Here is a 25,419-nt window from a genome sequence, read left to right on the forward strand (position 1 = left end):
CAATCGGTCACCCTTCGGCGACTTTGAGCACGATCTTGCCGCGGGTGTGCCCCGTCTCGAGGGCGCGGTGCGCCGCCGCGACCTGTTCCAGGGCGAAGATCTGGTCGACGTGAACGCGCACATTCGCCGACTCGAGGAGCCGGGCGATCACGGCGAGGGCGGTTCCGTCGGGGGAGACCGTGAAGTCGGTGTGCCGCATTCCGGCAGCGGCCGCGTCGGCTTCGAACGTCGACCAACTGCCGGTGGGCGCGTTGATGATCAGGCCGCCCGGGCGCAGCACCGAGAGGGAACGCGAACCGGTGTCGTCGTGCACATTGCCGATCAGGTCGATGACCACGTCCACGTCGCGCACGGCCCGTTCGAATCGCGTCGTTGTGTAGTCGACGACTTCGGCAGCACCCAGGGAGCGCAGCCACGGGAGGCGGGAGGTCGACGCCGTCGCGATCACGTGGGCGCCGAAGTATGACGCGAACTGCACCGCGAAATGGCCGACGCCGCCGCTGCCCGCGTGGATGAGCATTCGCTGCCCCTCGTGCGCTTTCGCGACCTCGACGACCATGCCCCACGCCGTGAGCGCGGCCAGCGGCGCACCGGCCGCCTCGATGTGAGAGAGGGTGCTCGGCTTGCGAACCACGCTGAGGCTCGGCACCGACACGTATTCCGCGTAGCTGCCGCTGTACCGCGGCACCATGACCATGCCGAACACTTCGTCGCCCGGTTTGATCGGATGCGACCGGTACGGCGACTCGACGACGACCCCGCTGAAATCGTGGCCGAGCACGCTCGGAAAGCGGGGGATGGCGCCGAAGACGCCTCGACCGACCCGGGTCTTCGCGTCGATCGGGTTGACCCCGGCCGCGACGACCTTCACCAGGAATTCGGCGTTGACGCGATCGGGCGTCGCGACCTCGGCGAGCCGGAAGGCGTCGGCGTCCCCGGCGTGTTCGAGAACCGCGGCCCGCATCGTCTTCTGCATTTCGGTCCCCTCGTCGGTTGCCTCGTTCGGAGCTCGCCGCGGTTCGGGCCGTGCCGGCTTCGCGTCTCAGTCAATCCCGTCAATGATTCGCCGGTGTTACGCCGGCATCACCGCTTGTGAACATTCCGTTTCCGATACCCCAGGGTCGTTTCCAAGCCGGGCCTGGTTAGGATGCTGCAGCGGCTCCCGTTCGTCGAGGCCGCGACCCGAATCGATGTGAGGAGTGCCGGTGACCCGACCGCGTGATCCCGGCGCGCCCCGACTGCTGCGCATCGTGCGGCAGCCGTTCGCTGCCCCGGTGCTCGCTCGCGGTTGGCAGCGTGCTGTTCCGGCACTGCTGGCGATCGGCACGGTGGCGGTGCTGGGCGGCCTCACGATCATCTGGGCCGCGCGGCTCACGGTTCCCTATCCCGTGTACGTCAGTGAGCTCGGGGCGCGCGGCGCGCCGACCGCGACTCCGTTCGCCGTTGCGCTGCTGTGCATCGCGGCGGGCGGGTTGGCGATCGCGCTGGCCAGCGGGCATATCCGTTCGGCCGCTCCGGTGCTCGGTCGCTGGGCGCCCGCCCTGACGCTCGGGTTCGCGGGGCTCTGCTTCGTTCTGGCCTCCCAGGTGACCTGCACCGCGTACTGTCCGGTGCCGATCATCGATCCGCGGTCGACCGCGCAGGATCTGGTGCACACCGTGAGCGCCGTGCTCGGTTTCGCCGCCGCTTGCTACGCCATGCTGCAGGTCGCTTTCGCCGCCGCGCTGCCCAGGGTCGCCCGGTTCTCGCTCGTGTGCTGCTTCGCGGTGGCCGCGATCACGATCGCGGGCGGGCTCCTCGCGCTCGTGCATGTGGCGACGGATGTCGGGGCGTGGCTGGAGCTCAGCGGCACGACGGTGGCGATCGCCTGGCTCGCCGTGTATGGTCTGACGCTCGTGCGCATCCCACCGGGTGTCGGCCCGTCCCGTTCCGTCTCGGGCTGAGCCGGAACGGCCAGCTCGGGGCTGCTCAGGCCGGCTCAAGCCTGCTCAGGCCGGCTCAAGCCCGCTCAGGCCGGCGGTGCGGTGCTGCGCTGCAGCACGCCGATCAGGTCGGCGGCGAGGCCGAGCAGTTTGGCGATCTCCGCGTCGTCGCGGTCGACCCACCGGCACTGAGGCTCGTCGTGCATCGGAATGAAGTCGATATGCTGCTCCCACACGAACAGGGTGCGCTCGGCGCCGAGGACGTACTGTTGCCACCAGATCTGCCGCAGGTAGTTGCGCGGGATGCTGCGAAACTCTTTGTTCGTGGTCTTGATCTCGGCGAGCTCCAGACGGCCGTTGATGCGCATCCCGAGGCCGTCGGGTGTCGCGAGGTGCCGCCGGTCGCGTGCGGCATGGAACAGAGCGTCGCTCGGGTGGATGCCGTGGGTCGCCGCGACCCACGCGGCGATCTCCGGTTCGCGTTGGCGCCCGTGCTGCGTGTAGACATTGCCGCTGAAGCCGGTTCCGTGGAGTTTGTCGTAGGCGGCGCTCTGCACCGAGCGTGGCGTGGAGAGCTTCGCCACGTCGGTGGCCGTGATTCCGCGGCTGCGGGCGCGCAGCCAGGCCACGCGGTCGCTTGAGTGGGCGACGACGCGGCTCAGATGGTCGGGTTCCGGGCGGGGGAGCGTCTCAAGCGGGTGCGATGCCGGTTCCACGAGGGGGAGCAAACGGGCATCGGGCATGCTCCCATTCTGCCGCGCCTCAGAGGGTGCTGCCGTACCCCACGCCCACCGCGCCGAGCTGGCGGCGGGCCTCGTCGATGGTGGCCAGTGTGCCGATCGCCTCGTCGAGCGGGTGCAGCGGCGAGTCGGTGAGTCCAGCCATCACGAAGCGTGCGAGCGCGGCGGCCTCGTAGACCATCCCTTCACGCCCGGGGCGCTGGTAGGGGTCGATCCAGTAGGCCGCCTGTGCGCCGTCGGCGCGGAAGAAGCGCAGACCGCTGGCCGACCAGAACGGGCTGTCGGTCTCGACACGTCCGGCCCAGCCGTTGATCGTTGCCAGCGAGGGGGTCGCCGCCTTCAGCCCGGTGCTCAGCAGGGCTTGGGCTCCGGTGGTGGTGGAGAGGATGAGGGCCGCCTGCTCGTCGACGCCGCTCGGCGCCAGGCTGCCGGTGGCCAGAACGCTCGCCGGCGACCCGAGGGCGAAGGAGGCCCACGAGACCACGTAGACGCCGAGGTCGAGGAGGGCGCCGCCGGCGAGCGCCGGGTCGAAGAGGCGGCTTGTCGGGTCGTAGGGCGCGGACCCCCCGAAGTCGGCGGTGACCACCCGTAGTTCGCCGAACGCGCCGTCGTCGAGCAGCTGCCGCACGATGTCGGTTTGCGGGAGGTAGCGCGTCCACATGGCCTCCATCGCGAACACCCCGGCAGCGCGGGCGGCGTCGGCGATGAGCCGGGCCTCCGCGGCGTTCGCTGCGAGGGGCTTCTCGACGAGCACGTGCTTTCCGGCGGCGATGGCCAGCAACGCCAATTCGGCGTGCTGGGTGTGCGGGGAAGCGACGTATACGACGTCGACATCGGGGTCGGCCACGAGTTGGTCGTAGGAGCCGTATGCGCGTTCGACGCCGTGGGCGGCCGCGAAGGCCGTGGCCCGTTCGAGTGAGCGGGAGCCGGCAGCGACGACCCGTTGACCTGAGTGCTTGTGCAGCGCATCAGTGAAGTCCGCGGCGATCGCACCCGGGGCGAGCACGCCCCAGCGCAGCGCGGGCGCGTCTTCGGGGTCGGGATGGCGCGGGTCGGGCAGGGTGTCGAAGGCGCGGGTCATCGTCTCAGTCTGCCGTAGGCGCAAATGCGTGCAAAACAATGGGATCGGGCCGCTTTCGCTTGACCTCCTGAAGGGCCGCTCATAGGGTTAAAGAACCTAGAGCATGAAAGCACTAGGCGGGGCGCGTGGTGGTCCCCCGCATCGTTCCACGCGTCCCAATGGCGCCACCCGAGCGACACCGGGTGTGCGGGTCTGGCCTTCCGCCGACCCGCACGCCCACCCGTGCTCGTGCGCACCCGTGCTCACGCCCATCCGTTCCGCGGCTATGCGGGCTGCGGGTTCGAGACCTCCGGAACGGTGCGCGCGCCGGTTACGGGAGCAGCCCAGCGCACCCCGTTGGCGAGCACGCGGCGCACCTGCGGGTGGAAGTACACCGGGTACTCCTGGTCGCCGGGGCTGAAGTAGAAGATCTTGCCGCGGCCCCGGGTGAACGTGACACCCGAACGGAACACCTCGCCGCCGGTGAACGAGCTGATGAACACCAGGTCATCCGGAGTCGGGATGTCGAAGAACTCGCCGTACATCTCTTGCGCCTCGATGACGATCGGCTGCTCGACACCCTCGGCGATGGGATGCGTCGGGGCGACGTTCCAGACGAGCTCGCGTTCGCCGCCCTCCGGGTTGCGCCAGCGGAGCGAGCAGGTCGTGCCCAGCAGTCGGATGAAGATCTTCGAGAAGTGGCCGGAGTGCAACACGATGAGGCCCATGCCTCCCAGCACGTGCTGTCGCACCCGCTCGACGACCGCGTCGGAGACCTGGTCGTGGGCGATGTGTCCCCACCACAGCAGCACATCCGTGTCGGCGAGCACCTCCTCGGTGAGCCCGTGGTCGGGGTCGGCGAGGGTGGCGGTGCGGATGCGCGCATCCGCACCGAGCAGCTCGCCGAGACCGTCGGCGATGGCACCGTGGATTCCGGCGGGGTAGACGGCCGCGATGGCGGGCTGGGTGGTCTCGTGGACCCCCTCGTTCCAGACGGTGACGCGCAGTGCGCTCATGGTTCAGGCTTCTTTCCGGGTCGGTTCTGGGGTGGTTCCGGGGGCGAGGACGACCTCGGCTCCGTGGGCGGCCGACTCGTAGGCCGCGTCGATGATGCGGGCGCGCTCGAGCGCGATCGACCCGTCGTAGTGTTCCCAATTGGCCGTGTCGGCCACGTGGTCGAGGAACGTCTCGACGACCGCCGTGTGGCCGCGACCGGGGTCGGCCTCGACGGTGATGTCCGAGGTGTTCTCGTTGTCGCCGGTGAAGAGCGTCAGCTCGCCCACGGCGGCGTTGTCGACCACGCGCAGCTCGGCGCCGCCCTCGGTTCCGTAGATGGTGATGCCGAATTCGTCTCCGGCGGGTCGGTAGCTGGCCCAGCTCGTCTCGAGCACCAGGGAGCCGCCGCCTTCCAGGCGCAGGAGCAGGCTCGCCAGGTCTTCGACTTCGTACGCGGAGCCGACCTGCTGCTTGACGTCGCCGCCGGACGCCGCCCCGCCTCGGCCCCGCACCCCGAGCTCGGAGTGAGTGACGGCCGAGACGGCGGTCACGCGGGGTTCGCCGAACAGGTGCAGGGCGTAGTCGAGCACGTGCACGCCGATGTCGATGAGGGGGCCGCCGCCGGCCATCTCGCGGTTGGTGAACCAGCTTCCGAGCGCGGGGATGCCTGACCGACGCAGCCAGGTGGCGCGGCCGTGGTAGGGCCGGCCGATGGTGCCGGCGTCGATGGCGGCCTTGAGGGCCTCGATGTCACCGCGGCGGCGGTGGTTGAAGGCGACCTCCAGGACGCGCCCGCTCTCGTGCGCGGCATCCACCATCGCCTGGGCCTCGGTGGCGCTGCGCGCGATCGGCTTCTCGCTGAGCACGTGGATGCCGGCCTGCAGGGCGCCGACCGCGATCGGGGCGTGCAGGAAGGTGGGCACGGCGACGCTGACCACGTCGACGTCACCATCGGCGACGAGGTCTTTCCAATCGCGGTAGCGGCGGGTGACCCCGTACTTGTCACCGATGGCGGCGCGGGGCTCGTCTTCCATTCCGGCGATCGCGACGAGGTCGACGCCGGGCAGCTCGGCGTAGGCTTGCATGTGCTGCTGTCCGGCCCAGCCGAGGCCGATGACACCGGCTCGGATGGTTCCGGTCGCTGCGGGGCCGGGGTCTGTCGGGAGGGGTGTGTTGGTCATGCCGGTCCTTTCGGTTCGGTTGGAGCGGTGGACGAAGTGGGACGAGGGGGAGCGATCGAAACGATTCGATTGATGCGACGCTCTCAGGGTGGGGTGCCGGCGGACGGGTCAGCGTGCGAGTGGACCGGGCGGTCCCGCGACGTGGAGGTCGGAGTCGGAGTCGGGGTCGAGTGCGTGCTGGATGACCATGATCGCCGCGCCGAGGACGCCGCCGTTCTCGCCGGCCTGCGACTGCGTGATCGTGAGGTATTGCGTCGCGAGCGGAGTGGAGCGCTGGTAGACGACCTCGCGCACGCCTGCCAGGAGCTGTTCGCCCACGCGCGAGAGGCTGCCGCCCACCACCACGACGGAGGGGTTGAGCAGATTCACGCAGGTGGCGACGACTTCGCCGAGGTCGCGCCCGGCCTGGCGGATGGCCTGCAGCACCGCAGGGTTGCCGGTGCGGGCGAGGGTCACGACGTCGTCACTGGTGGTGGCGGGGATGCCGATCGCGGTCAATGTTCTGGCGATGGCGGGCCCGCTGGCCAGAGCCTCGAGGTCGGCATCTTGTGCTCCGTGGCTCGGGGTGTCGGTGCCGAACGGAACACGAACGTGGCCGAGATCGCCGGCGGAGCCCTGCGCGCCGCGCTGCAGCCGCCCACCGTTGATGATGCCGGCGCCGATTCCGGTCGCCACCTTCACGAAGAGCAGGTCGGATTGGTCGGGCCAGCTCGTGGCGTGCTCGCCGAGCGCGAGGAGGTTCACATCGTTGTCGACGAGCACCGGAACGTCGAAGGTTCTGCGCACCTGGGCGGGGATGTCGAAGCGGTCCCAGCCGGGCATGATCGGTGGGTTGACGGGCGTTCCGGTGGAGTGCTCCACGGGGCCGGGAACGCCCACGCCGACGCCGATGAGGTCGCCGATGGGCCGTTTCGATTCTGCGAACAGTGCGCGCGCCGTACTGAGGGCCCAGTCGAGTACGGCCTCTGGACCGTCGGCGATGAGGATGCGGCGCGACTCACTGTGCAGGATGTTCGCGGCGAGGTCCGCGATCGCAACCACCCCGTGCGTCGCCCCCAGGTCGATCGCGATCACCACGCGCGAGCTGGGGTTGAAGGCGATGCGGGCGGGCGGTCGGCCGCCGGTGGAGACGTCGTCGCCGGCCGGGGCGACGAGCCCGGTGGCGGTGAGGCTGTCGATGCGCACGGCGATGGTGGACCGGGCGAGCCCGGTGAGCTCCGCAAGCTGGGCGCGCGTGCGGGGAACGCCGTCGCGCAGGATCGAGAGCAGGGGGGCCGCATCCGGGGCGACGAGCGACGGCTCGCGCGCGCTGTCGGTCATGAGGACATTGAAGCACAGGGTTGCTCGACGATCCAAAGGCTGTTTTCATGAAGTGACCTTTTGATTGACAATCGACAGAAGTCTGCTTGAATGGTGAGAGCGCTCCACCGCGCGATCCAAGAATCACTCGACGAGGAGAACCGTGTCGAAGTCCAACCTGTCCGTGCAGCTCTACACCGTTCGTGAACTTCTGACCGAAGACACGGTCGGCACCCTCAAGCGCATCGCCGATCTGGGGTTCACCCAGGTCGAGCCGTTCGCCTTCCTGTCGTTCGGTGACGAGCTGCGCCGCGGTCTCGCCGAGGCCGGCCTCACAGCGCCGACCACCCACCAGAGCTTCATCGGGGCCGACCCGGCCCCCGTCTTCGAGGCCGCCAAAGCGCTCGGGATCCAGACCGTGATCGACCCGTACACCGAACCATCACGGTGGCAGACGGCCGAAAGCGTCGACGAGATCGCCGCGGCGCTCAACGAGGCGGCCGAGGTCGCCGCCCAGTACGGCGTACGCGTCGGGTACCACAACCATGCCCACGAGATCGAGAGCATCATCGACGGCGTCACCGCGCTGGAGTACCTCGCGAGCACGCTCTCGGATGCGGTCGTCCTCGAGGTCGACACCTACTGGGTCACGGTCGGCGGCCAAGACCCCGTCGCCCTGCTGAAGCGGCTCGGCGACCGCGTCGTCGCGCTGCACATCAAAGACGGCCCCGGCACCTCCGAGACCAAGGACCAGGTCGCCGTCGGCCAGGGCTCGCTGCCGGTCGAAGCCATCATCGCGGCCGCGCCGCACGCGCTGCGCGTCATCGAGCTCGACGACTCCCGCGGCGACCGCTTCCAGGCCATCGCCGACAGCTTCACCTTCCTCACCGACAAGGGTCTCGCATGAGCACGGACCGCACCGGGCGCGTCGGCGTCGGCGTCATCGGCGCCGGTGTCATCAGCACCGAGTATCTGAAGAACCTCACCGTCTTCCCGGATGTCGAGGTGCGCTTCATCGCCGACCTCGATCAGGCGCGTGCCCAGGCGCAGGCGGAGGCGTTCGGCGTCGCCGGGCACGGGTCGGTCGAGCAGCTGCTCGCCGACGACGGTATCGAGATCGTCGTCAACCTCACCCTTCCCCGGGTTCACGTCGAGGTTGCGCTGCAGGCGCTCGCCGCCGGCAAGCACGTCTGGAGCGAGAAACCCTTCGCGCTCGACCGGGCGAGCGGCCGTCAGCTGCTCGCGGCGGCCCACGAGCACGGCTTGCGGGTCGCCACCGCGCCCGACACGTTCCTCGGCGCCGGCATTCAGTCGGCCCGGCGTCTGATCGAGAACGGCACGATCGGCGCCCCGCTCACGGCGCTCACTCTGATGCAGAGCCCGGGCCCCGAGTCGTGGCACCCCAACCCCGACTTCCTGTTCCAGGAGGGCGCCGGGCCCCTGTTCGACATCGGGCCCTACTACCTCACCGCGCTGGTGCAGCTGTTCGGCCCGGTGGCCCGGGTCAGCGCTGTCGCATCCAAATCCCGCGAGACCCGTGTGATCGGTTCCGGTCCCCGTGCCGGTGAAGAATTCGCCGTCACTGTTCCCACGCACGTCGGCGCCCTCATCGAGTTCGAGAGCGGGCAGACGGCGCAGAGCATCTTCAGTTTCGACTCGCAACTCAGCCGCACCCAATTCGAGGTCGCCGGGGTGAAAGGGACTCTGACCGTCCCCGACCCCAACACGTTCGTGGGCGACCTGTTGGTGCACGGCGCCGACGGTGACGAGACCATCCCCGCAACCGGTTCGACGAGCAGCCGCGGAACCGGCGTCGTCGAGCTGGCCCGAGCGATCCGCGCCGGGCAGCCGGAGCGGGCCTCCGGCGAGCAGGCGTACCACGTGCTCGACGTGATGGTGTCGATCATCGAAGCCGGCGCATCCGGACAGCCGGTCGTGGTGGAGAGCACTGTGACCGTCGCTCCGGCACTGCCGGAGGACTGGGACCCGAAGGCGAGCACCCTCGGCGAGTAGCCGCCGGTGTCGATGACGAGTGAGAGGACGACTGTGAGCGCAGTGGCGGGGGATGAGGCAGGGCACGGATCGACGCAGGCGCCCGCGCGACCGAGAATAGCGATCGTCGGCGGAGGGTTCATGGCCGAGGTGCACTCGCGGGCCGCCCGCGCTGCCCGCGCCGAGCTGGTGGGCGTCGTCTCATCCTCGCCCGAGAAGTCGGAACGGGTGGCGGAGACCCTGGGCTTCCAGAAGGGCTACGCCTCGCTTGAGCAGCTCCTCGCCGACGACACGGTCGACGTGGTGCACGTCTGCACCCCGAACGCGCTGCACGCGGAGCAGGCGGCGGCGGTGCTCGCCGCCGGCAAGCATGTGGTGTGCGAGAAGCCTCTGACGACGACCGTCGCCGCCGGCGAACAGCTCGTCGCATCCGTCGGCTCGCTCACGGCGACCGTGCCGTTCGTCTACCGGTTCCACCCGATGGTGCGCGAAGCCCGCGCGCGCTTCCGTTCGGGTGAGGCCGGTCAGGTACTCAGCATCAACGCCTCGTACCTGCAAGATTGGCTCCTCGGCGTCGACGACGACAATTGGCGCGTCGACTCCGCTCAGGGCGGCCGTTCCCGCGCGTTCGCCGACATCGGCTCCCACCTCGTCGACCTCGTCGAGTTCGTGAGCGGCGATCGGGTCTCGCGCGTTGCGGCGACCAAACGCACGTTCTTCCGGGAGCGCGCATCCCACACCGACATCACCACCGAAGACGCGGTGGCCGTGGTGATCGAGACCCGCTCCGGCGCTCTCGGAACCCTGCTCGTGTCGCAGGTCGCACCCGGGCGCAAGAACCGTCTCACCCTCGAGATCGCCGGCAGCGCCGAGAGCGTCGCCTTCGACCAGGAGCAGCCAGAGACGCTGTGGGTGGGCAAGCGCAAGGGGAGCATGGTGATCCCGCGTGACGCCGACCAGCTCGATGCCGACGCCGCCCGGCTCTGCATCGTGCCATCCGGGCATCCTCAGGGCTACCAAGACGCGTTCAATGCGTTCGTGGCCGACACCTATGCCGCCGTCGCCGGAGCCCGGCCCGACGGCCTGCCCCGCTTCGCCGACGGCCTGCGCGCCGTGCGAGTGACGGATGCGGTGCTCGACGCGGCCGAGACGGGCACGTGGATCGACCTGCCCGCTCTGGGCGAAGCGCACGCAACAGACGACCTCGGATCGAAAGAAGGAACGCTCCCATGACAGAGAAGAACACCGCGGGCGCCGAGCTCGCGAGCACGCACCCGGTCACGCTCTTCACCGGCCAGTGGGCCGACCTGACGCTCGAAGAGGTGGCGAAGCTCGCGAGCGAGTGGGGCTACGACGGTCTCGAGATCGCCGCATCCGGTGAGCACCTCGACGTGTGGCGTGCGGCGGAGGACGACGCATACCTGCAGGGCCGCCTCGACATCCTCGACCGGTACGGCCTGAAAGTGTGGGCGATCTCCAACCACCTCAAAGGCCAGGCGGTCTGCGACGACCCGATCGACTTCCGCCACCAGGCGATCGTCGGCTCGAAGGTGTGGGGCGACGGCGAGCCGGAAGGTGTGCGCCAGCGGGCCGCCGAAGAACTCAAGCTCACCGCCACGGTGGCGCGCAAACTCGGTGTGGACACCGTGGTCGGCTTCACCGGTTCGAAGATCTGGCCGTATGTCGCCCAGTTCCCGCCGGTTCCGGCCGCCGTGATCGACGCCGGCTACCAGGACTTCGCCGACCGGTGGAACCCCATCCTCGACGTGTTCGACGGCGAGGGCGTGCGGTTCGCCCACGAGGTGCACCCCTCCGAGATCGCCTACGACTACTGGTCGAGTGTGCGCTCGCTGGAAGCCATCGAGCATCGCGAGGCGTTCGGCTTCAACTGGGACCCCAGCCACATGATGTGGCAGGACATCGACCCGGTCGGCTTCATCGTCGACTTCAAAGACCGCATCTACCACGTGGACTGCAAAGACACCCGCCTGCGCCCGAAGAACGGTCGCGCCGGCGTGCTCGGCTCCCACCTGCCCTGGGGGGACCCGCGTCGCGGCTGGGACTTCGTCTCAACCGGCCACGGGGATGTCCCATGGGAGGATTCGTTCCGCGCGCTGGAGTCGATCGGCTATGCCGGTCCGATCTCGATCGAGTGGGAGGACGCCGGGATGGACCGGCTGCACGGAGCGAAGGAAGCCGTCGGCTACATCCGATCGCTGCTGTGGAAGCTGCCGACCGCCTCGTTCGACGCCGCTTTCAGCAACCAGGACTGACCGCCATCGGCGCTCGTCGGCGGTCCATGTTTGGATGAGGCCATGCCCGAGAGACGAAACGGCGCCGAGGGGCCGCAGACCGAGAGCACCGTCCGCGGTGAAGACTGGTACGGCAGAGAGCTCCAGGCTGCCGAATACACGCGCGTCGAGTTCGTCGATGTGGATATGACAGAGCTGAGCAGCGCATCCGCCGTCTTCACGGAGTGCATCTTCCGCAACGTGAAGTTCAATGTGAGCGAGCACACCGACAGCGCGTTCGTGAATTGCACATTCACGCGCTGCAACTTCTTCGACAGCACCTTCCGGCGCTGCACGATGATGGGCAGCCTTTTCGACGGGTGCGAGTTCAGTCTGCTCACGGTCGACGGTGGCAATTGGTCGTTCGTCGGGTTATCCAGTGCCGACCTCTCGGGTGCGGAGTTCGTGGGGGTGCGACTACGTGAGGCCGACCTCGGCCGCAGTCGGTGCCAGGGTTCGACGCTCACCGGATGCGACCTCTCGGCCTCCTGGTTCGAGGGCGCCGACTTCACCAACGCGGATCTGCGAGGCAGCGACCTCACCGGCCTCGACCCGCAAACGGTCACATTGCGCCAGGCGACCATCGACGAACGCCAGGCCGTGACCATCGTCGAGTCACTCGGACTCGTCGTGATCGGCTGACTCGAGCGCGGACGCTCGGTCGGTTGCCATTTGTGGCCGCTCTCAGCAGCGGAGAGCGACCACAACGGGCACTACGGTGGGTCGGTGGTGGTGGCGGGTCAGGCGACTTCTTTCACCTGACCGTGCTTGATGTTCAGTCGGCGCTGGGCGCGCTTGGCCACGGCCGTGTCGTGGGTGACGATGATCAGCGTGAGTCCGCGGTCGCGCCACAGGCCCTCGAGCAGGTCCATGATCTCGTCTCGGGTCTCCTCATCCAGATTGCCGGTCGGCTCATCGGCCAGCAACACATTCGGGTCCTTCACGAGGGCCCGGGCGATCGCGACGCGCTGCTGTTGGCCGCCGGAGAGTTCGGACGGCAGGTGGTTGCCGCGGTCGGCGAGGCCGACGGAGGCCAGAGCCTCCGCCGCCCGTCGCTTGCGTTCCTCGGCGCTCACCTTCAGTGGCGCGAGAGCGGTCTCGACGTTCTCCTGCGCGGTGAGCGTGGGGATCAGGTTGAACCCTTGAAAGACGAAACCGATCTCGGTGGCGCGGATGTCGGTGAGCTTCGCATCCCCGAGGCCGGAGAGGCTCGACTTTTCGAGCACGACCGATCCGGAGGTGGGGCGGTCGAGGGCGCCGAGCATCTGCAACAGCGTGGACTTTCCGCCGCCGGTCGGCCCCTGGATCGCTACGAGCTGGCCGTCGGGGATCTCCAAGCTCACATTGTTGAGGGCGGTCACGTTGCGCTTGGACTGGGTGTAGGTCTTGGTGACATCGGTGAGGGTGTACATCGTGTTTCTCCTTGCGAAACGGGGGTCAGGCGACCGAGCGGAGGGCGGCGGCGGGGCGCAGACGCGAGGCGCGCCATCCGCCGATCGCACCGGCGAGGAGGCCGCCGAGAACGGCGAGTCCGACGGCGATGATGATGATCCAGAAGGTCACCGGAGCGTGCAGCGCGATGTCGGAGGTGGCGGATGCGGCGCGTCCCGCTGCCTGCACCCCGGCTCCGCCGAAGCCGCCGCCGCCGAAGCCGCCCTCAGCGCCGGTGCCTCCGGTGCCTGTCGCGGCGCGACCGGTGCGTGCGGCCGCGTCGGCGAAGGTGGTGGCGCCGGTGCTGACACCGCCCGAGAGGGTGGGGGAGACCATGTTGACGATGAGCACGCCCACGAGCCCGACGGCGACACCGATGATGCCGCCGATGAGGCCCTGCACCACCGACTCACCGGCCACCTGCCCGACGATGCGGCGGTTGCTCCAGCCGATCGCTTTGAGGGTGCCGAACTCCCGCGTGCGGCGGGTGACACCGGAGATGGTGAACAGGATGGCGATGAGGAACGCCGCAGCCAACACGATGATCGACAGCCACGTGCCCAGGTTCGAGAGGAGCTGGCCGGCTGTTCCGAGCGAGCCGGAGACGCTGGAGGCCAGGTCGGCCTGCGTGCTCACGGTCGCCGATGGGAGCGCCTTGGTGAGGTCGGTCTTGATCTGGCCGATGTCGCTGGAGGACGCCGCCGTCACGTAGACCGCGCTGATCTTGTCCGTCTGGCCGGAGAGTTTCTGGGCGACGTCGAGCGGGATGTAGGAATTCGCCGCCGTGGTCGAGTCACTGCCGGTGGCCGCGACGATGCCGATGACCTTGAAGTCGGTGCCGCCGATGGTGATGGTGTCGCCGACCGCTTTGCTCGCGGTCTTGGCGTAGCTCGCATCGAGCACCGTGACATCTGTGCCGTTGTCGGCCTTCGTGAAGGTGCGGCCGCTGGACAGCGTGACCGAGGAGAGCGGGCCGACCGACTTGCCTGCCGGGTCGAGCCCGATCACCGAGAACGTGTTGACGGTGAACGAGCTGCCGCCGGCGCCGTCGGCGCCGCCGGTCGGGGGAGCGGTCGACTGCGAGGCCGAGCCGCCGGCCTGGCGCTCCTGGCGCATCTGCTGGAAGTTCGGAAGCGTGCCACTGAAGCTGGTGTTGGTGAGGGAGAGCACGGCGGCCGCGGCGGAGACGTTGCTGACCTTCTCCGTCTTGGTCAGGGTCGAGGAGTCCATCACGGTCGCGCCCCGGGTCGGCTCGAGCCTCGACGTGTTCACGCTGCGGCCGCTTCCGGTCTCGGTTCCGGAGTTGGCGCCGAAGTCGAACCGCGGACCGCCGCCCTGCCCCTGCGCGGTGGTGGCGCCCTGCGCCGTCGCCGGTTCCGTGATCGTGATGTCGGTTCCGACACCGTAGACCGACTGGAGCACGCTGGCCTGGGCCGACTTGACGCCGGCGGAGACCGAGTTGACGATGATGACGAGTGCGATCGCGAGGGCCATGCCCACGGCGATGATGATCGTCTGCTTGCGGCGATTGATGAGCTCGCGTCGCAGATATGTCCCGAACATGTGGCTTCCGTTTTCTGTCTTGTCCCTCGAATGTTCTAGCTGAACGGAGTGAAGGTATGCACGGCGGATTTGGGCATGCTGTGGTGAAGCTATGTTTTGGCTGATCGTCGAAACCGTTCCTCACAGACGGTGGCGGAGAGCTCACAGACTTCACATAGCTTCCCCATAGTTTGCGTCGAGCCCGCTCGCGATAATAGGAAAGGTGACCATGAACCCCCGTGCCGTACCGGGCACCCCCAGCCAACCTCGCACTCTGCTGCGCCGAGCGGACGGCAGTGCCATCCGCGTGCTCGTCGTGGACGACGAGTCGACTCTCACCGACCTGCTCTCGATGGCCCTCCACTACGAGGACTGGGAAGTCAGGACAGCCTCCACCGGGCAGCAGGCGCTCAGCGTGTCCCGCGAGTTCAAGCCCGACGTCGTCGTGCTCGACATCATGCTCCCCGACATCGATGGGTTGCAGGTGCTGTCGAGGATGCGCGCCGACGGCAATGAGGCGCCCGTGCTCTTCCTCACCGCCAAAGACTCCCTCGACGACCGCATCGCCGGGCTCACCGCCGGCGGCGACGACTATGTGACGAAGCCGTTCAGCCTCGAGGAGCTCGTGGCTCGGCTGCGAGGACTGCTGCGCCGATCCCGCGCAGCTGTCGCCGACCAGAGCGACCCCGTACTGATCGTCGGCGACCTGGTGCTCGACGAGGACAGCTACGAGGTGCACCGCGACGGCGACCCCATCCAGCTCACCGCCACCGAGTTCGAACTGCTGCGGTTCCTGATGCGCAATCCGCGTCGCGTGCTGAGCAAGACCCAGATCCTCGACCGGGTGTGGAGCTACGACTTCGGCGGGTCCTCCAGCGTCGTCGAGCTCTACATCTCGTATCTCCGCAAGAAGATCGACTCCGGTCGCACACCGATGATCCACACCGTGCGCGGTGCCGGCTACATGGTCAAGGCGGCGACGTGACGACTGCCCCGGCGTCGGGCACCCCGATTCCACCCCGGCGGATGCGCGGCCGGCTGGCCCGAATCCGCCCGTTCCGTGCCTGGACTCTCCGCAGCCGGGTCGTGCTCGTCGTCGTGGCGATGCTCGCCGTGCTCGGGGCCGCGATCGGCACGGTGAGCGTTCTCGCGCTGCAGAGCAACTTGATGGCGCGCCTCGACGGCCAGCTGACCAGCGCTCTCGCCCGGGGGGAGCACGCGGCCAACCGCATCAATGCGGGCGGCCCGACCCTGCCGGCGGCCGCTGATGTGGTTCAGACTCCCGGCCAGCCCACCGGAACCCTTGGTGCCGTGCGAAGTGCGGAGGGGGGACTCCTGTTCCCGCCCGTCGTCCTCTCCGACCGGCCACCGAGCACCACGACGAACCAACCCCTCCAGCCGACCCAGGTGACGATCAATGGGCTCGCGCTGCTGACGATCCCGGCCGACGCGCGTCCGCACACGGTCGATCTCGGCACGGCGCTCGGCTCATACCGGATCGCCGCGGCGAAACTCGATAACGGCGACGCCGTGATCATCGGGCTGCCTCTGAACGACGTGAACGCGACCCTCGCTCAGCTGACGCTCACGATCGTTCTCGTGACGCTCGCCGGTCTGATCTTCGCGTTCCTCATCGCCAGTTTCGTCGTGAGGCTCGCGATGCGACCGCTGGAGCGTGTGGCGGGCACGGCCCAGGCGGTGTCTGAGATGCCGCTCGACCGCGGCGATGTCGCGCTGTCGGTGCGCGTTCCGGAGGAAGACACCGACCCCAACACCGAGGTGGGCAAGGTCGGTTCCGCTCTGAACCGGATGCTCGGCCATGTGGCCTCCGCGCTCACGGCCCGCCAGGCCAGCGAACAGAAGGTGCGGCAGTTCGTCGCCGACGCCAGCCACGAGCTCCGCACGCCGCTCGCCTCGATCCGCGGCTATGCCGAGCTCACCCGGCGCTCGCCGTACGACCTGCCGGGAGACGTGACCCATTCGCTGGACCGCATCGAATCGGAGGCGACGAGGATGACCTCGCTCGTCGAAGACCTGCTCCTGCTCGCCCGGCTCGACGAGGGTCGCGAGCTCGACCGCGACCCGGTTGACCTGTCGATGCTGCTGGTGGATGCGCTGAGCGACGCGCACGCGGCCGGCCCGGAACACCGCTGGTCGATCCTGTTGCCCGAGGAGCCCGTGGAGGTCGTCGGCGACGCTCCCCGGCTCCACCAGGTCGTCGTGAACCTACTGGCGAACGCCCGTGTGCACACGCCGGAAGGAACCAAGGTGACGGCCGCGCTCGCCGTGGACGACGCCGCGGGCCGCGCGATCGTGACCGTCTCGGACGACGGCCCGGGCATCCCGGAGGGCCTGCAGCCGACCCTGTTCGAGCGTTTCGCCCGCGGCGACAGCTCGCGCAACCGGGCCACGGGGAGCACCGGACTCGGCCTGGCGATCGTTCAGGCGGTCGTCGCCGCGCACGGCGGCGAGGTCTCCGTGCGCAGCGAGCCCGGGGACACCGTGTTCACGCTCTCGCTTCCGTTGGCGGGTGCGCCGACGGCGCCGGGGGGTCGAGCGCCAGCCGTGCCTGCGGCCCGTGACGACGTCGCGGCCGACGCTGACGACCTCGCCGAGCCGACCGGGCCGGTCGAGCCGTCGGGAACCGCCGCCGGATGAGCGCGACCCCGGGCATCCTTGCCACCGCGTACTACGGCGACGCCGATGCCGAGCCGCTGCTCTTCATCCGGGCGCTGCCGGCCGAGATCGACAACCCGCGCGGCATCGATCGGGTGGCCGAACGGTTCATCGTGCGCGGTCCGTCACGGACGCACCGCGTCCACGCTGTCGGGCGCCCCGCGTTCCTGCCGCTGGACTTCGACATGTCGGAGATCGCGGCGGTGTACGGGCGGCTCATCCGGGAACGCTTCGGGCGCCCGGTGGCGGTCATGGGGCTGTCGACCGGCGCCAGCGTCGCCCTCCAACTGGCGGTGGATCAGCCCGACCTCGTGAAGACGCTCGTGATCGCGGCCGGCGCGGCCCGTCTCGGCACGCGCGGCAGAATCCTGCAGCGGCGGTACGTCTCCCTGCTCGCCGCGAACGACCGGCGGGCCTACGCCGAACTCGCGAGCGGCACTCTCAACTCCCGGCTCCTCGACCCGCTCGTCCGCCTGTTCGGGCGGATCGTCCCGCAACCCGACGACCCCGAGAGTCTGATCGCCCTTGTGCGGGCGGAGGACGCCTACGACGTGTTGGACGGGCTGCACCGCGTGACCGCCCCCACGCTCATCCTCTCGGGCGGCCGCGACGTGTTCTACCCGCCCGAGGTCGGTCGCGAGACCGCCCGGCGGCTGCCGCGCGCCACGCACATCGTCTACCCGGGCCGCCCGCACGGCGGCGTTCCGCTGCACCCCCATTTCGCCGGCGACATCGCCGGCTTCCTCCGCGCTCAGACCGGCTGAGCGGCGGCCGGGAGCCGGTGACGGGATGCGCGGATTTGCTTCGGCGGCCGCGCATCCCGTATCCTGTCCGAAGCCAAAGACCGCAGGTCGTCGGATGCGCAAGCAGCCGATCGAAGATCCACTCAGGTGGGGGCCCGCGCAGGTGTATGAAGCAAGTTTTGCGGGCCACGCTCGCGTCGACAAGCTCCGTGCCACTGCGCCGGAGCTTTTTTCATGCCCAGCGGTCGAGGCGCACATCGCCTCCGCGGTGTGCGACGCAAAATTAGAGGAGTGGCCATGGCGAACAAGGAAGCCGCGGTAGCCGAGCTTGAAGATCTCTTCAAGACCTCGACCGCCGTTCTGCTGACCGAGTACCGCGGTCTCACTGTCGCTCAGCTCAAAGAGCTGCGCAAATCGATCAGTGAGCACGCGACGTACGCCGTGGTGAAGAACACGCTGACCAAGATCGCGGCCAACAAGGCAGGCATTTCGTCGTTTGACGAGGAGCTTGTCGGGCCGTCCGCGATCGCGTTCGTGCACGGCGACCCTGTCGCCGTCGCGAAGGCACTGCGCGACTTCACCAAGGCAAACCCTCTCCTGGTGGTCAAGGGTGGTTACTTCGACGGTAACCCGCTGACCGCAGCAGAGGTAGGCAAGCTCGCCGACCTCGAGTCTCGTGAAGTTCTGCTGGCCAAGCTGGCCGGCGCCTTCAAGGCCTCGCTGTTCGGAGCCGCATATCTGTTCAACGCACCGCTGTCGCAGGCCGTTCGCACGGTCGACGCGCTGCGTGAGAAGCAGGAGTCCGCTGCGTAGTCCATCCCCCGGGATGAACCACAAGCGGTTGAGTACACGAAAACACTAAGGAGAAAATCATGGCAAAGCTCACGACTGACGAGCTGCTCGACGCGTTCAAGGAGCTCACGCTCATCGAACTGAGCGAGTTCGTGAAGAAGTTCGAGGAGACCTTCGAGGTCACCGCCGCCGCCCCCGTCGCCGTTGCTGCGGCCGGTGCCGGCGCTGCCGCCCCCGCGGAAGAGGTCGAGGAGAAGGACTCCTTCGACGTCGTCCTCGAGGCGGCCGGCGAGAAGAAGATCCAGGTCATCAAGGAGGTGCGCGCCCTCACCAGCCTCGGCCTCGGTGAGGCGAAGGCTCTCGTCGACGGTGCCCCGAGCACCGTCCTCGAAGGCGCCAACAAGGAGACCGCCGACAAGGCGAAGGCTCAGCTCGAAGAGGCTGGCGCCACCATCACCCTCAAGTAGTCAGTGCCCCATCGGGGCTCTTTCTGCAGGTGTGATCGGCGCTCGTCTCGTGCCCTCCGGGGCGCGAGCGGCCTGACGTGTCACGACGCGGACTCCTCACCGAGTATCCGTGTTGTGAGGGCGTCGCCCCCGCAACGGGGCGACGCCCTCTGTCGTTAACCGGCAGAACGTCACCAGGGATGCTCGGCACCGCACGCCCATCGGCGTGCGTCCATCCCACGTCCGATCATGCCTGCCTGCGCGCCCGTGCGGGCAGTGTGCAACGACGCACAACGCGAAAGAACCACGATGAACACCACCCGGTGGCGCAGCTTCGCTGCGTTCTGGCGCCAGCTCGCTGACGCCATGCTCTCCGACAGGTCTGGCGCGCGCGACGCGCATCCGCCGGATCTGCACCGCAGTCAGAGCCCGACCGGCACCTGGCTGCGGTAGCTTCCATCCCTCGACAGCCCCCGGCCCTGGTACGGCCGGGGGCTTTTCGCTACCTGTCGGCGGCCCTCCGTACACTCGGCTCCATGTCAGAGCCGCTCGATGTCACCGCCACCCGCACCGCCTACGACACTGTCGCCGTCGACTACGCCGAACTCTTGCGGGATGACCTCGACCGCAACGAGTTCGACCGGGCGATGCTCGGGGTGTTCGCCGAGCGTGTTCTCGCCACCGGGAGCGCGCCGGTGGCTGATCTGGGGTGCGGGCCGGGGCGGATCACCGGGCATCTCGCGGCGCTCGGGCTCGATGTGTTCGGCGTCGATCTGTCACCGGGCATGATCGAGGTCGCGCGTCAGCAGCATCCCGGGATTCGCTTCGAGGTGGGCGCGATGGCTGAACTCGACCTTCCGGATGCGTCGCTCGGGGGAGCGCTGGCCTGGTACTCGATCATCCACACGCCGGCTGAGAGGCAGCCGGTGCTGTTCGCCGAGTTCGCGCGGGTGCTGCGGCCAGGTGGGTGGCTTCTGCTCGCCTTCCAGGTGGGCGACGGTGTGGTGCGGCTTCGTCGGGCCTACGGTCACGAGCTCGACCTGGAGACGCGTCGGCAACGGCCGGAGCGCATCCGGGAGCTGCTGGAGGGGGCCGGGTTTCGGGAGCAGGCCCGGCTGGTGCGGGAGCCGGAGGGACCCGAGAAGGTTCAGCAGGCCTACGTGCTCGCCGCACGGAGTTGAAGTATATAGGTGAGCTATATATAATAGAGGCATGCCTCAACCGGATCTCCACGATCTCCACGAAACTCTCGGCGACCTCGTCGTCGCCAGCCACCGCCTGACCCGGCTCGCCGCCCGCGTCACCGGCAGCACCGAATCCCCTGCCGTCTGGCGAACCCTCAGTGTGCTGCAGACGGCCGGCGCCATGCGCCTGGGCGAGCTCGCCGCGCAGAGCCGGGTCTCCCAGCCGACGATGACGAAACTCGTGCGCAACCTCGTCGAATCCGAATGGGTCAAGCGGATCGCCGACACCGACGACGCCCGCGCCTGGCAGATCGACCTCACACCGAAAGGCGCGGCCGCGCTGCAGGACTGGCGCGACCAGCTGACCGCCGCCCTCGTGCCGATGTTCGCCGACCTCACCGAAGACGAGATCGCCGCGATGCGCAGCACGGTGCGCATCATCGGTTCACGCGTCGACCTGTCCACCGCGGCCTCGGCTGCACTCATGACGACCGGGTCGTAGCGGTCGCGGCGCCGTGGCGAAACCGTCGGCGCCCCGCACACCGTCCCCACGATCCCCGCACCACCCTCGACCACGGAGCCCCGACACAGCAATGTCTCACGACAAACCCACCAGCATCCTCAAACAGCCGACCGCCGTCTGGGCGGTCGCCTTCGCGTCCGTCATCGCCTTCATGGGCATCGGGCTCGTCGACCCGATTCTGCCCGCGATCGCCGCCAGCCTGAAAGCCACCCCGACCGAGACCGAGATGCTCTTCACGAGCTATCTGCTCATCACGGGCGCGGCCATGTTCTTCACCAGCTGGATCTCCAGCCGTATCGGCGCGAAGAAAACGCTGCTGATCGGGCTCGCGCTCATCGTGGTGTTCGCGCTCGCCGCGGGTCTCTCGCCGAGCGTCGAGGCGATCATCGGGTTCCGGGCGGGCTGGGGCCTCGGAAACGCGCTCTTCATATCCACCGCGCTCGCCACCATCGTCGGCGCCGCCTCGGGGGGAACGTCGTCGGCCATCATCCTCTACGAAGCGGCCCTCGGCCTCGGCATCGCCATCGGCCCGCTGCTCGGCGGCCTGCTCGGCAGCTGGAGCTGGCGCGGACCGTTCTTCGGCACTGCCGTGCTGATGGCGATCGGCTTCATCGCGATCGTGCTGCTGCTCAAGAAGAACCCAGAGAAGCCGACGCCGACCTCGATCGGCGCGCCATTCAAGGCCCTCGCGAAGCCGGCGCTCGGATTCCTGGCCGCGGCCGCCCTGTTCTACAACATCGGCTTCTTCGTGCTGCTCGCCTACACGCCGTTCGCCCTCGTGCCGCTCGGCGTCGACTCGGCTATCGGTCTCGGCTTCATCTTCTTCGGCTGGGGTGTCTCGCTCGCCGTCACCTCCGTCTGGGGCGCACCTCTGCTCACGCGCCGGCTGCCGCGCACGCGCGTTCTGTGGATCGTGATGCCGCTCCTCGCGATCGACCTCGGTGTGGCGGGGCTCCTGATCGGTTCGCTGGTCGGTCTGATCGTCTGCGTCATCGTCGGCGGTCTGCTGCTCGGCATTCTCAACACCGTGCTGACCGAGTGTGTGATGGAGGCCACCGATCTGCCCCGATCCGTCGCATCCAGTGCGTATTCGGGTGTGCGCTTCCTCGGCGGCGCGATCGCCCCGCCGGCGGCCACCCTGCTTGCCGACACGATCTCGCCGGCCACTCCGTTCTTCGCCGGGGGGATCTCGGTGCTGGTCGCCGTCGCCCTCGTGATCATCGGTCACAAGTACCTCAAGCGTGTCGACGGCGTCGAAGAGTCCTCACTCGAAGAGGCTGAAGCGCTGACCCTCGCCGACGCCAGCTGACCCCTCGTCCGCCGGTGCGTTCGGGGGTCGACGGTTAGGGGGCCGGGGGTGCGGTGGAGGCGCGAACGATGAGTGCGGTGGGGGAGCGCACAGAGCGGGTGCGGGGTTCGGCGCCGGCGAGCTCGTCGAGCAGGATGCGGGCTGCAACCGCGCCCTGGTCGAACGGGCTCTGTGCGATCGTCGTCAGCCCGAACGACTCGGCGAAGTCGTGGTTGTCGATGCCGATCACCGAGAGGTCTCCCGGCACAGAGAGCCCGTGGTCGTGCGCTGCGAGGATGGCCCCGATCGCCATCTCGTCCGAGCCGGCGAAGACGGCGGTGGGATGCGGTCCCGGCCGATCGAGCAGCGCGTTCATCGACGCGCGGCTCTCGGGCAAAGAGAATCCGCCCGGGAGAACCCATTCGCTGCGCACCGAGAGTTCGGCGGAGCGCATCGCCTGCTGAAAGCCGTGCAAGCGCCCGACCGGAACCTGCCGGTTCAACCCCTCCTCGTCCTCCCCACCGAGGTGGGCGATGTCGCGGTGCCCGAGCGCGATGAGGTGTTCCGTTGCCGTTCTGGCCGTGTGCTTCTCGTCGATGCCGACGCTGCGCAGACCCTTCACGGGGCCGCCGACCACGATGGTCGGGTGGCCGAGCGAGGCGAGCTGGTGGCGCTCATCGGCGGTGAAGTCGAGGCAGAGAGCGAGCAGCGCATCCGTTCGCTTGCGCAGGATGGATCGGTGGAAGACTCGCTCACGGTCACCGCGGTGACCGCCCAGGTTGAACAGGATCATGTCGTAGCTCGCGGCCCGCAGCTCGGCGTCGACGCCCTCCAGGACCGAGGTGTAGAACCAGCGGCTCACCGATGGGACGACCACCCCCATGGCCAGGGTGCGCCCGCTTGCGAGCCCGGAAGCGCTCGACGACGCCACGTATCCCAGCTCGTCTGCCGCTCGGCGAACGGCGGCGCGGGTTTTGTCGGAGACGTTCGGCAGCCCCCGCAGAGCCCGCGAGACCGTCGCCGTCGAGACGCCCGTCGCGCGCGCGACCTCGTCGATCCCTGCCATGTGTGTGCTCCCGGTTCAGGAGCTCTGGGTCGGCAGGTGGGTGAGGTGTTCGTCCGGTTCCTCGACCGGCCTGCGCGACGCCACGATGTGACGTCGCGCCTGCCAGAGGAGGACGAGGACGAGAACCAGCGCCAACAGGGTCAGCGCCCAGCCGAGGGCATCGGCGCCGGTGAGCTCGCTCACGATCGTAACGATCAGGAACGCGAACGCGAAGAATCCGACGATGCCGATGCCGACGTCGACCAGTTCCAGCGGATCGTTCCAGCGCATCGCCTCAGCCCTTCACGCCGCCGGCGGTGAGCCCCGCGACGATTCGGCGCTGGAAGATCAGCACCAGGATCACCAGCGGAACGGTGACGATCGTGCCGGCCGCCATCACCGCGGTGTACGGCTCCTGGTGCGGCTGGCTGCCGGCGAAGGAGGCGATGGCCACGGTGACCGGCTGGGTCGCATCGCTCGACAGCTGACTGGAGATCAGGTATTCGTTCCAGGAGGAGATGAACGCCAGGATGGCCGTGGTGAACACCGCCGGCGCCGCCAGGGGCAGGATGATGCGGCGGAACGCCTGAACTCTCGTGCACCCGTCGATGCGGGCGGCCTCTTCGAGGTCCCACGGCATCTCGCGGAAGAACGAGTTGAGCGTGTAGACCGTCAGCGGCAGCACGAACGAGATCTCCGGGATGATCAGCGCCTGATACTGGCCCATCCAGCCGATGTTGGTGAACAGCTGGAACAGCGGCGTGATGAGCGCGACGCCCGGAAACATCGAAGCGCCCAGAATGATGCCGAGCACGATGCCTTTGAACCGGAAGTCGAGCCGGGCCAGCGCATACGCGGCGAAGGTTCCGACGAGGAGGGCGATGATCGTGACGCACGCGCCGATGAACAGCGAGTTCAGCAGCGCCTGTCCGAGGTGGTTGCCCAATTGGGTCGAGAACGCCGTCTCGTAGTTGTCCCAGGTGAAGTGCGTGGGCAGCGGGGTCGTTTCGAACGTGTACCCGACGTCGCGGAACGAGGTGACGACCATCCAGTAGAACGGCAGCAGGCACCACAGCACGATGATGATCGCGCTGACTCCGGTGCGGATGCTCTGGTTGCGGGTGCGCGATTTGGTCCTGCTCTTCCGGCGCGTGCGGGGAAGGCTTGTGGCTTCGGCGGTGGCGGCCGCGGGGCCGGCGACGGTGGTCATCCCTTCGCCCCCTTCTGCTGTGCTTCCTGCGTTCGCACCACGTTCGTGCCGAGGAAGCGCACGAAGATGAAGGCGACGAGGAAGATGATGATGAAGGTGATCGTCGAGAGCGCGGATGCGCTGTTGAAGCCCTGTCTGATCTGGTCGACGACGAGGATCGACAGGGTCGTCGTGGCATTACCGGTGCCACCACCCCCGTTGGTGAGGATGGCCGGCAGGTCGTAGATGCGCAGTGCGTCCAGCACCCGGAACAGCACGGCGACGAGCAGCGCCGGTTTCACCAGCGGCAGGGTCACCCGCCAGAACCGTTGCCAGGTGGTGGCGCCGTCGACCTTCGCCGCCTCATAGACCTCTTCGGGGATGATCTGCAGGCCGGCGAGGATGAGCAGCGCCATGAACGGCGTCGTCTTCCAGGTGTCGGCGATGATCACCGCGAACCGGGAGGCCCATTCGTCGCTGGTCCACAGGATGTGCGCCCCGAGCACCGCGTTGGCGACACCTGCCACCGAGAAGATGAAGAACCAGAGCTTTGCGGTGACGGCGGTCGGGATGGCCCACGGCACCAGGATGGCGGCGCGCACGAGGCCACGGCCCCGGAAGGTGCGGTTCATGATGAAGGCGAACCACATCCCGAGCACCGTCTCGAGCACGACGGTGACGACCGTGAAGAAGAAGGTGACGAAGACCGCGTTCCAGAACTGCGAGCCCAGGTTGCCCGGCGGGCAGGCGATGGTCTCGCCATTGGGGCCGGCGCACTGCTGGAACAGCCAGTGGGCGTAGTTCTGGAAGCCGGCGAACCCGCCCTGCACGAACAGTCCGGTGGCCGGGTCGAGGCCGGCATCCTTCTGGAAGGACATGATGATGGCGCTGATCACCGGGTAGCCGATGACGACCGCCAGCAGCACGATCGTGGGGATGATCAGGTAGAAGGCCCAGCGGCCCTCCTGGGCGTGGTTCTTTTTGACACCGGCGCGCTGCTGTCTGGGTTTGCGCGAGGTGGGCGGGGCGACGACGTTCGACGCTGACATGTGAAGCCTCCGAGGTCCGGATCGGGTGGG

General features: G+C 68.5%; 27 protein-coding genes. 15 read left to right on the forward strand and 12 right to left on the reverse strand.

Annotated features, from left to right (window positions below):
• Window positions 1-7: 7 nt before the first annotated feature.
• On the reverse strand, window positions 8-976 hold the full coding sequence (locus K5L49_RS15695) for an NADP-dependent oxidoreductase (protein WP_223694173.1): 969 nt from the start codon (window positions 974-976) through the stop codon (window positions 8-10).
• A 229-nt stretch (window positions 977-1,205) separates the two neighbouring features.
• Between K5L49_RS15695 and K5L49_RS15700 the strand changes: the two genes are divergently transcribed.
• Entirely contained in the window at window positions 1,206-1,943 is a 738-nt protein-coding gene (locus tag K5L49_RS15700) for a DUF998 domain-containing protein (protein ID WP_223694174.1), read from the forward strand.
• Between the two features lie 65 nt (window positions 1,944-2,008).
• On the opposite strand, the gene K5L49_RS15705 is transcribed toward K5L49_RS15700, so the two are convergent.
• The 5 genes from K5L49_RS15705 to K5L49_RS15725 form a co-directional block, all read right to left on the reverse strand.
• Window positions 2,009-2,665: a YqaJ viral recombinase family protein gene (locus K5L49_RS15705; RefSeq protein ID WP_223694176.1), complete on the reverse strand. Its 657-nt coding sequence runs from the start codon at window positions 2,663-2,665 to the stop codon at window positions 2,009-2,011.
• A gap of 19 nt (window positions 2,666-2,684) precedes the next feature.
• A complete protein-coding gene (locus tag K5L49_RS15710) occupies window positions 2,685-3,743 on the reverse strand; it encodes a Gfo/Idh/MocA family protein (RefSeq protein ID WP_223694178.1) in 1,059 nt (352 codons plus the stop codon).
• Between the two features lie 263 nt (window positions 3,744-4,006).
• Window positions 4,007-4,738 carry a ThuA domain-containing protein gene (locus K5L49_RS15715; protein ID WP_223694179.1) on the reverse strand — a complete coding sequence of 244 codons (732 nt, stop codon included), beginning with the start codon at window positions 4,736-4,738 and terminating at the stop codon, window positions 4,007-4,009.
• A 3-nt stretch (window positions 4,739-4,741) separates the two neighbouring features.
• Window positions 4,742-5,899 carry a Gfo/Idh/MocA family protein gene (locus K5L49_RS15720; RefSeq protein WP_223694181.1) on the reverse strand — a complete coding sequence of 386 codons (1,158 nt, stop codon included), beginning with the start codon at window positions 5,897-5,899 and terminating at the stop codon, window positions 4,742-4,744.
• A gap of 108 nt (window positions 5,900-6,007) precedes the next feature.
• A complete protein-coding gene (locus tag K5L49_RS15725; RefSeq protein WP_223694183.1) occupies window positions 6,008-7,219 on the reverse strand; it encodes an ROK family transcriptional regulator in 1,212 nt (403 codons plus the stop codon).
• A gap of 142 nt (window positions 7,220-7,361) precedes the next feature.
• On the opposite strand from K5L49_RS15725, the gene K5L49_RS15730 reads away from it, so the two are divergent.
• The 5 genes from K5L49_RS15730 to K5L49_RS15750 are packed head-to-tail and all read left to right on the forward strand — an operon-like array spanning window position 7,362 to window position 12,123.
• Window positions 7,362-8,105, forward strand: a complete 744-nt coding sequence (locus K5L49_RS15730) for a sugar phosphate isomerase/epimerase family protein (RefSeq protein WP_223694184.1) — start codon at window positions 7,362-7,364, stop codon at window positions 8,103-8,105.
• On the forward strand, window positions 8,102-9,211 hold the full coding sequence (locus K5L49_RS15735) for a Gfo/Idh/MocA family protein (RefSeq protein ID WP_223694186.1): 1,110 nt from the start codon (window positions 8,102-8,104) through the stop codon (window positions 9,209-9,211). Before K5L49_RS15730 ends, K5L49_RS15735 begins: the two co-directional genes overlap by 4 nt.
• Window positions 9,212-9,223: 12 nt before the next feature.
• Entirely contained in the window at window positions 9,224-10,423 is a 1,200-nt protein-coding gene (locus K5L49_RS15740) for a Gfo/Idh/MocA family protein (RefSeq protein ID WP_223695316.1), read from the forward strand.
• The gene (locus tag K5L49_RS15745; RefSeq protein ID WP_223694187.1) at window positions 10,420-11,463 is read left to right on the forward strand and encodes a sugar phosphate isomerase/epimerase family protein; all 1,044 of its coding nucleotides are present in this window, start codon (window positions 10,420-10,422) and stop codon (window positions 11,461-11,463) included. Before K5L49_RS15740 ends, K5L49_RS15745 begins: the two co-directional genes overlap by 4 nt.
• A gap of 42 nt (window positions 11,464-11,505) precedes the next feature.
• The gene (locus K5L49_RS15750) at window positions 11,506-12,123 is read left to right on the forward strand and encodes a pentapeptide repeat-containing protein (RefSeq protein ID WP_223694189.1); all 618 of its coding nucleotides are present in this window, start codon (window positions 11,506-11,508) and stop codon (window positions 12,121-12,123) included.
• 98 nt (window positions 12,124-12,221) lie between these two features.
• On the opposite strand, the gene K5L49_RS15755 is transcribed toward K5L49_RS15750, so the two are convergent.
• Entirely contained in the window at window positions 12,222-12,893 is a 672-nt protein-coding gene (locus K5L49_RS15755; RefSeq protein WP_223694191.1) for an ABC transporter ATP-binding protein, read from the reverse strand.
• A 25-nt stretch (window positions 12,894-12,918) separates the two neighbouring features.
• Complete coding sequence (locus K5L49_RS15760) at window positions 12,919-14,475, reverse strand: ABC transporter permease (RefSeq protein WP_223694192.1); 1,557 nt, start codon at window positions 14,473-14,475, stop codon at window positions 12,919-12,921.
• 208 nt (window positions 14,476-14,683) lie between these two features.
• On the opposite strand from K5L49_RS15760, the gene K5L49_RS15765 reads away from it, so the two are divergent.
• The 9 genes from K5L49_RS15765 (at window position 14,684) to K5L49_RS15805 (ending at window position 22,127) form a co-directional block, all read left to right on the forward strand.
• A complete protein-coding gene (locus K5L49_RS15765; RefSeq protein ID WP_223695317.1) occupies window positions 14,684-15,439 on the forward strand; it encodes a response regulator transcription factor in 756 nt (251 codons plus the stop codon).
• A 41-nt stretch (window positions 15,440-15,480) separates the two neighbouring features.
• Entirely contained in the window at window positions 15,481-17,112 is a 1,632-nt protein-coding gene (locus K5L49_RS15770) for a sensor histidine kinase (RefSeq protein ID WP_263299405.1), read from the forward strand.
• Window positions 17,109-17,894 (forward strand): alpha/beta fold hydrolase, encoded by a 786-nt coding sequence (locus K5L49_RS15775; RefSeq protein WP_223694196.1) that lies wholly within the window; start codon window positions 17,109-17,111, stop codon window positions 17,892-17,894. Before K5L49_RS15770 ends, K5L49_RS15775 begins: the two co-directional genes overlap by 4 nt.
• Before the next feature lie 276 nt (window positions 17,895-18,170).
• A complete protein-coding gene (gene rplJ, locus K5L49_RS15780; RefSeq protein WP_223694198.1) occupies window positions 18,171-18,686 on the forward strand; it encodes a 50S ribosomal protein L10 in 516 nt (171 codons plus the stop codon).
• A gap of 59 nt (window positions 18,687-18,745) precedes the next feature.
• Window positions 18,746-19,132, forward strand: coding sequence for a 50S ribosomal protein L7/L12 (rplL, locus tag K5L49_RS15785; protein ID WP_223694199.1), 387 nt, complete (start codon window positions 18,746-18,748; stop codon window positions 19,130-19,132).
• Between the two features lie 288 nt (window positions 19,133-19,420).
• A complete protein-coding gene (locus tag K5L49_RS15790; RefSeq protein WP_223694201.1) occupies window positions 19,421-19,564 on the forward strand; it encodes a hypothetical protein in 144 nt (47 codons plus the stop codon).
• 83 nt (window positions 19,565-19,647) lie between these two features.
• Window positions 19,648-20,292: a class I SAM-dependent DNA methyltransferase gene (locus K5L49_RS15795; RefSeq protein WP_223694203.1), complete on the forward strand. Its 645-nt coding sequence runs from the start codon at window positions 19,648-19,650 to the stop codon at window positions 20,290-20,292.
• 31 nt (window positions 20,293-20,323) lie between these two features.
• On the forward strand, window positions 20,324-20,797 hold the full coding sequence (locus K5L49_RS15800) for a MarR family winged helix-turn-helix transcriptional regulator (protein WP_223694205.1): 474 nt from the start codon (window positions 20,324-20,326) through the stop codon (window positions 20,795-20,797).
• A gap of 91 nt (window positions 20,798-20,888) precedes the next feature.
• The gene (locus tag K5L49_RS15805; protein WP_223694207.1) at window positions 20,889-22,127 is read left to right on the forward strand and encodes an MFS transporter; all 1,239 of its coding nucleotides are present in this window, start codon (window positions 20,889-20,891) and stop codon (window positions 22,125-22,127) included.
• Between the two features lie 34 nt (window positions 22,128-22,161).
• On the opposite strand, the gene K5L49_RS15810 is transcribed toward K5L49_RS15805, so the two are convergent.
• Genes K5L49_RS15810 through K5L49_RS15825 form a run of 4 tightly spaced genes read right to left on the reverse strand, consistent with a single transcriptional unit; the run spans window position 22,162 to window position 25,389 of the window.
• Complete coding sequence (locus tag K5L49_RS15810) at window positions 22,162-23,172, reverse strand: LacI family DNA-binding transcriptional regulator (RefSeq protein WP_223694209.1); 1,011 nt, start codon at window positions 23,170-23,172, stop codon at window positions 22,162-22,164.
• A gap of 15 nt (window positions 23,173-23,187) precedes the next feature.
• Window positions 23,188-23,442 carry a hypothetical protein gene (locus tag K5L49_RS15815; protein ID WP_223694211.1) on the reverse strand — a complete coding sequence of 85 codons (255 nt, stop codon included), beginning with the start codon at window positions 23,440-23,442 and terminating at the stop codon, window positions 23,188-23,190.
• A gap of 4 nt (window positions 23,443-23,446) precedes the next feature.
• Entirely contained in the window at window positions 23,447-24,361 is a 915-nt protein-coding gene (locus K5L49_RS15820; protein WP_223694213.1) for a carbohydrate ABC transporter permease, read from the reverse strand.
• Window positions 24,358-25,389, reverse strand: a complete 1,032-nt coding sequence (locus tag K5L49_RS15825; RefSeq protein ID WP_223694214.1) for a carbohydrate ABC transporter permease — start codon at window positions 25,387-25,389, stop codon at window positions 24,358-24,360. The genes K5L49_RS15820 and K5L49_RS15825 overlap by 4 nt, the downstream gene beginning before the upstream one ends.
• Window positions 25,390-25,419: the final 30 nt, after the last annotated feature.

Origin of the sequence: Leifsonia poae, assembly GCF_020009625.1 — a bacterium.
GTDB classification, from domain to species: Bacteria; Actinomycetota; Actinomycetes; order Actinomycetales; family Microbacteriaceae; genus Leifsonia; species Leifsonia poae_A.

Excerpts from the sequence above, each read along its gene's own strand:
- K5L49_RS15695 (WP_223694173.1), bottom strand. The coding sequence starts at position 976 with ATGCAGAAGACGATGCGGGCCGCGGTTCTCGAACACGCCGGGGACGCC.
- K5L49_RS15705 (WP_223694176.1), bottom strand. The coding sequence starts at position 2,665 with ATGCCCGATGCCCGTTTGCTCCCCCTCGTGGAACCGGCATCGCACCCG.
- K5L49_RS15710 (WP_223694178.1), bottom strand. The coding sequence starts at position 3,743 with ATGACCCGCGCCTTCGACACCCTGCCCGACCCGCGCCATCCCGACCCC.
- K5L49_RS15715 (WP_223694179.1), bottom strand. The coding sequence starts at position 4,738 with ATGAGCGCACTGCGCGTCACCGTCTGGAACGAGGGGGTCCACGAGACC.
- K5L49_RS15720 (WP_223694181.1), bottom strand. The coding sequence starts at position 5,899 with ATGACCAACACACCCCTCCCGACAGACCCCGGCCCCGCAGCGACCGGA.
- K5L49_RS15725 (WP_223694183.1), bottom strand. The coding sequence starts at position 7,219 with ATGACCGACAGCGCGCGCGAGCCGTCGCTCGTCGCCCCGGATGCGGCC.
- K5L49_RS15735 (WP_223694186.1), top strand. The coding sequence starts at position 8,102 with ATGAGCACGGACCGCACCGGGCGCGTCGGCGTCGGCGTCATCGGCGCC.
- K5L49_RS15740 (WP_223695316.1), top strand. The coding sequence starts at position 9,224 with ATGACGAGTGAGAGGACGACTGTGAGCGCAGTGGCGGGGGATGAGGCA.
- K5L49_RS15745 (WP_223694187.1), top strand. The coding sequence starts at position 10,420 with ATGACAGAGAAGAACACCGCGGGCGCCGAGCTCGCGAGCACGCACCCG.
- K5L49_RS15750 (WP_223694189.1), top strand. The coding sequence starts at position 11,506 with ATGCCCGAGAGACGAAACGGCGCCGAGGGGCCGCAGACCGAGAGCACC.
- K5L49_RS15755 (WP_223694191.1), bottom strand. The coding sequence starts at position 12,893 with ATGTACACCCTCACCGATGTCACCAAGACCTACACCCAGTCCAAGCGC.
- K5L49_RS15760 (WP_223694192.1), bottom strand. The coding sequence starts at position 14,475 with ATGTTCGGGACATATCTGCGACGCGAGCTCATCAATCGCCGCAAGCAG.
- K5L49_RS15765 (WP_223695317.1), top strand. The coding sequence starts at position 14,684 with ATGAACCCCCGTGCCGTACCGGGCACCCCCAGCCAACCTCGCACTCTG.
- K5L49_RS15770 (WP_263299405.1), top strand. The coding sequence starts at position 15,481 with ATGCGCGGCCGGCTGGCCCGAATCCGCCCGTTCCGTGCCTGGACTCTC.
- K5L49_RS15775 (WP_223694196.1), top strand. The coding sequence starts at position 17,109 with ATGAGCGCGACCCCGGGCATCCTTGCCACCGCGTACTACGGCGACGCC.
- rplJ (WP_223694198.1), top strand. The coding sequence starts at position 18,171 with ATGGCGAACAAGGAAGCCGCGGTAGCCGAGCTTGAAGATCTCTTCAAG.
- rplL (WP_223694199.1), top strand. The coding sequence starts at position 18,746 with ATGGCAAAGCTCACGACTGACGAGCTGCTCGACGCGTTCAAGGAGCTC.
- K5L49_RS15790 (WP_223694201.1), top strand. The coding sequence starts at position 19,421 with ATGAACACCACCCGGTGGCGCAGCTTCGCTGCGTTCTGGCGCCAGCTC.
- K5L49_RS15795 (WP_223694203.1), top strand. The coding sequence starts at position 19,648 with ATGTCAGAGCCGCTCGATGTCACCGCCACCCGCACCGCCTACGACACT.
- K5L49_RS15800 (WP_223694205.1), top strand. The coding sequence starts at position 20,324 with ATGCCTCAACCGGATCTCCACGATCTCCACGAAACTCTCGGCGACCTC.
- K5L49_RS15805 (WP_223694207.1), top strand. The coding sequence starts at position 20,889 with ATGTCTCACGACAAACCCACCAGCATCCTCAAACAGCCGACCGCCGTC.
- K5L49_RS15810 (WP_223694209.1), bottom strand. The coding sequence starts at position 23,172 with ATGGCAGGGATCGACGAGGTCGCGCGCGCGACGGGCGTCTCGACGGCG.
- K5L49_RS15815 (WP_223694211.1), bottom strand. The coding sequence starts at position 23,442 with ATGCGCTGGAACGATCCGCTGGAACTGGTCGACGTCGGCATCGGCATC.
- K5L49_RS15820 (WP_223694213.1), bottom strand. The coding sequence starts at position 24,361 with ATGACCACCGTCGCCGGCCCCGCGGCCGCCACCGCCGAAGCCACAAGC.
- K5L49_RS15825 (WP_223694214.1), bottom strand. The coding sequence starts at position 25,389 with ATGTCAGCGTCGAACGTCGTCGCCCCGCCCACCTCGCGCAAACCCAGA.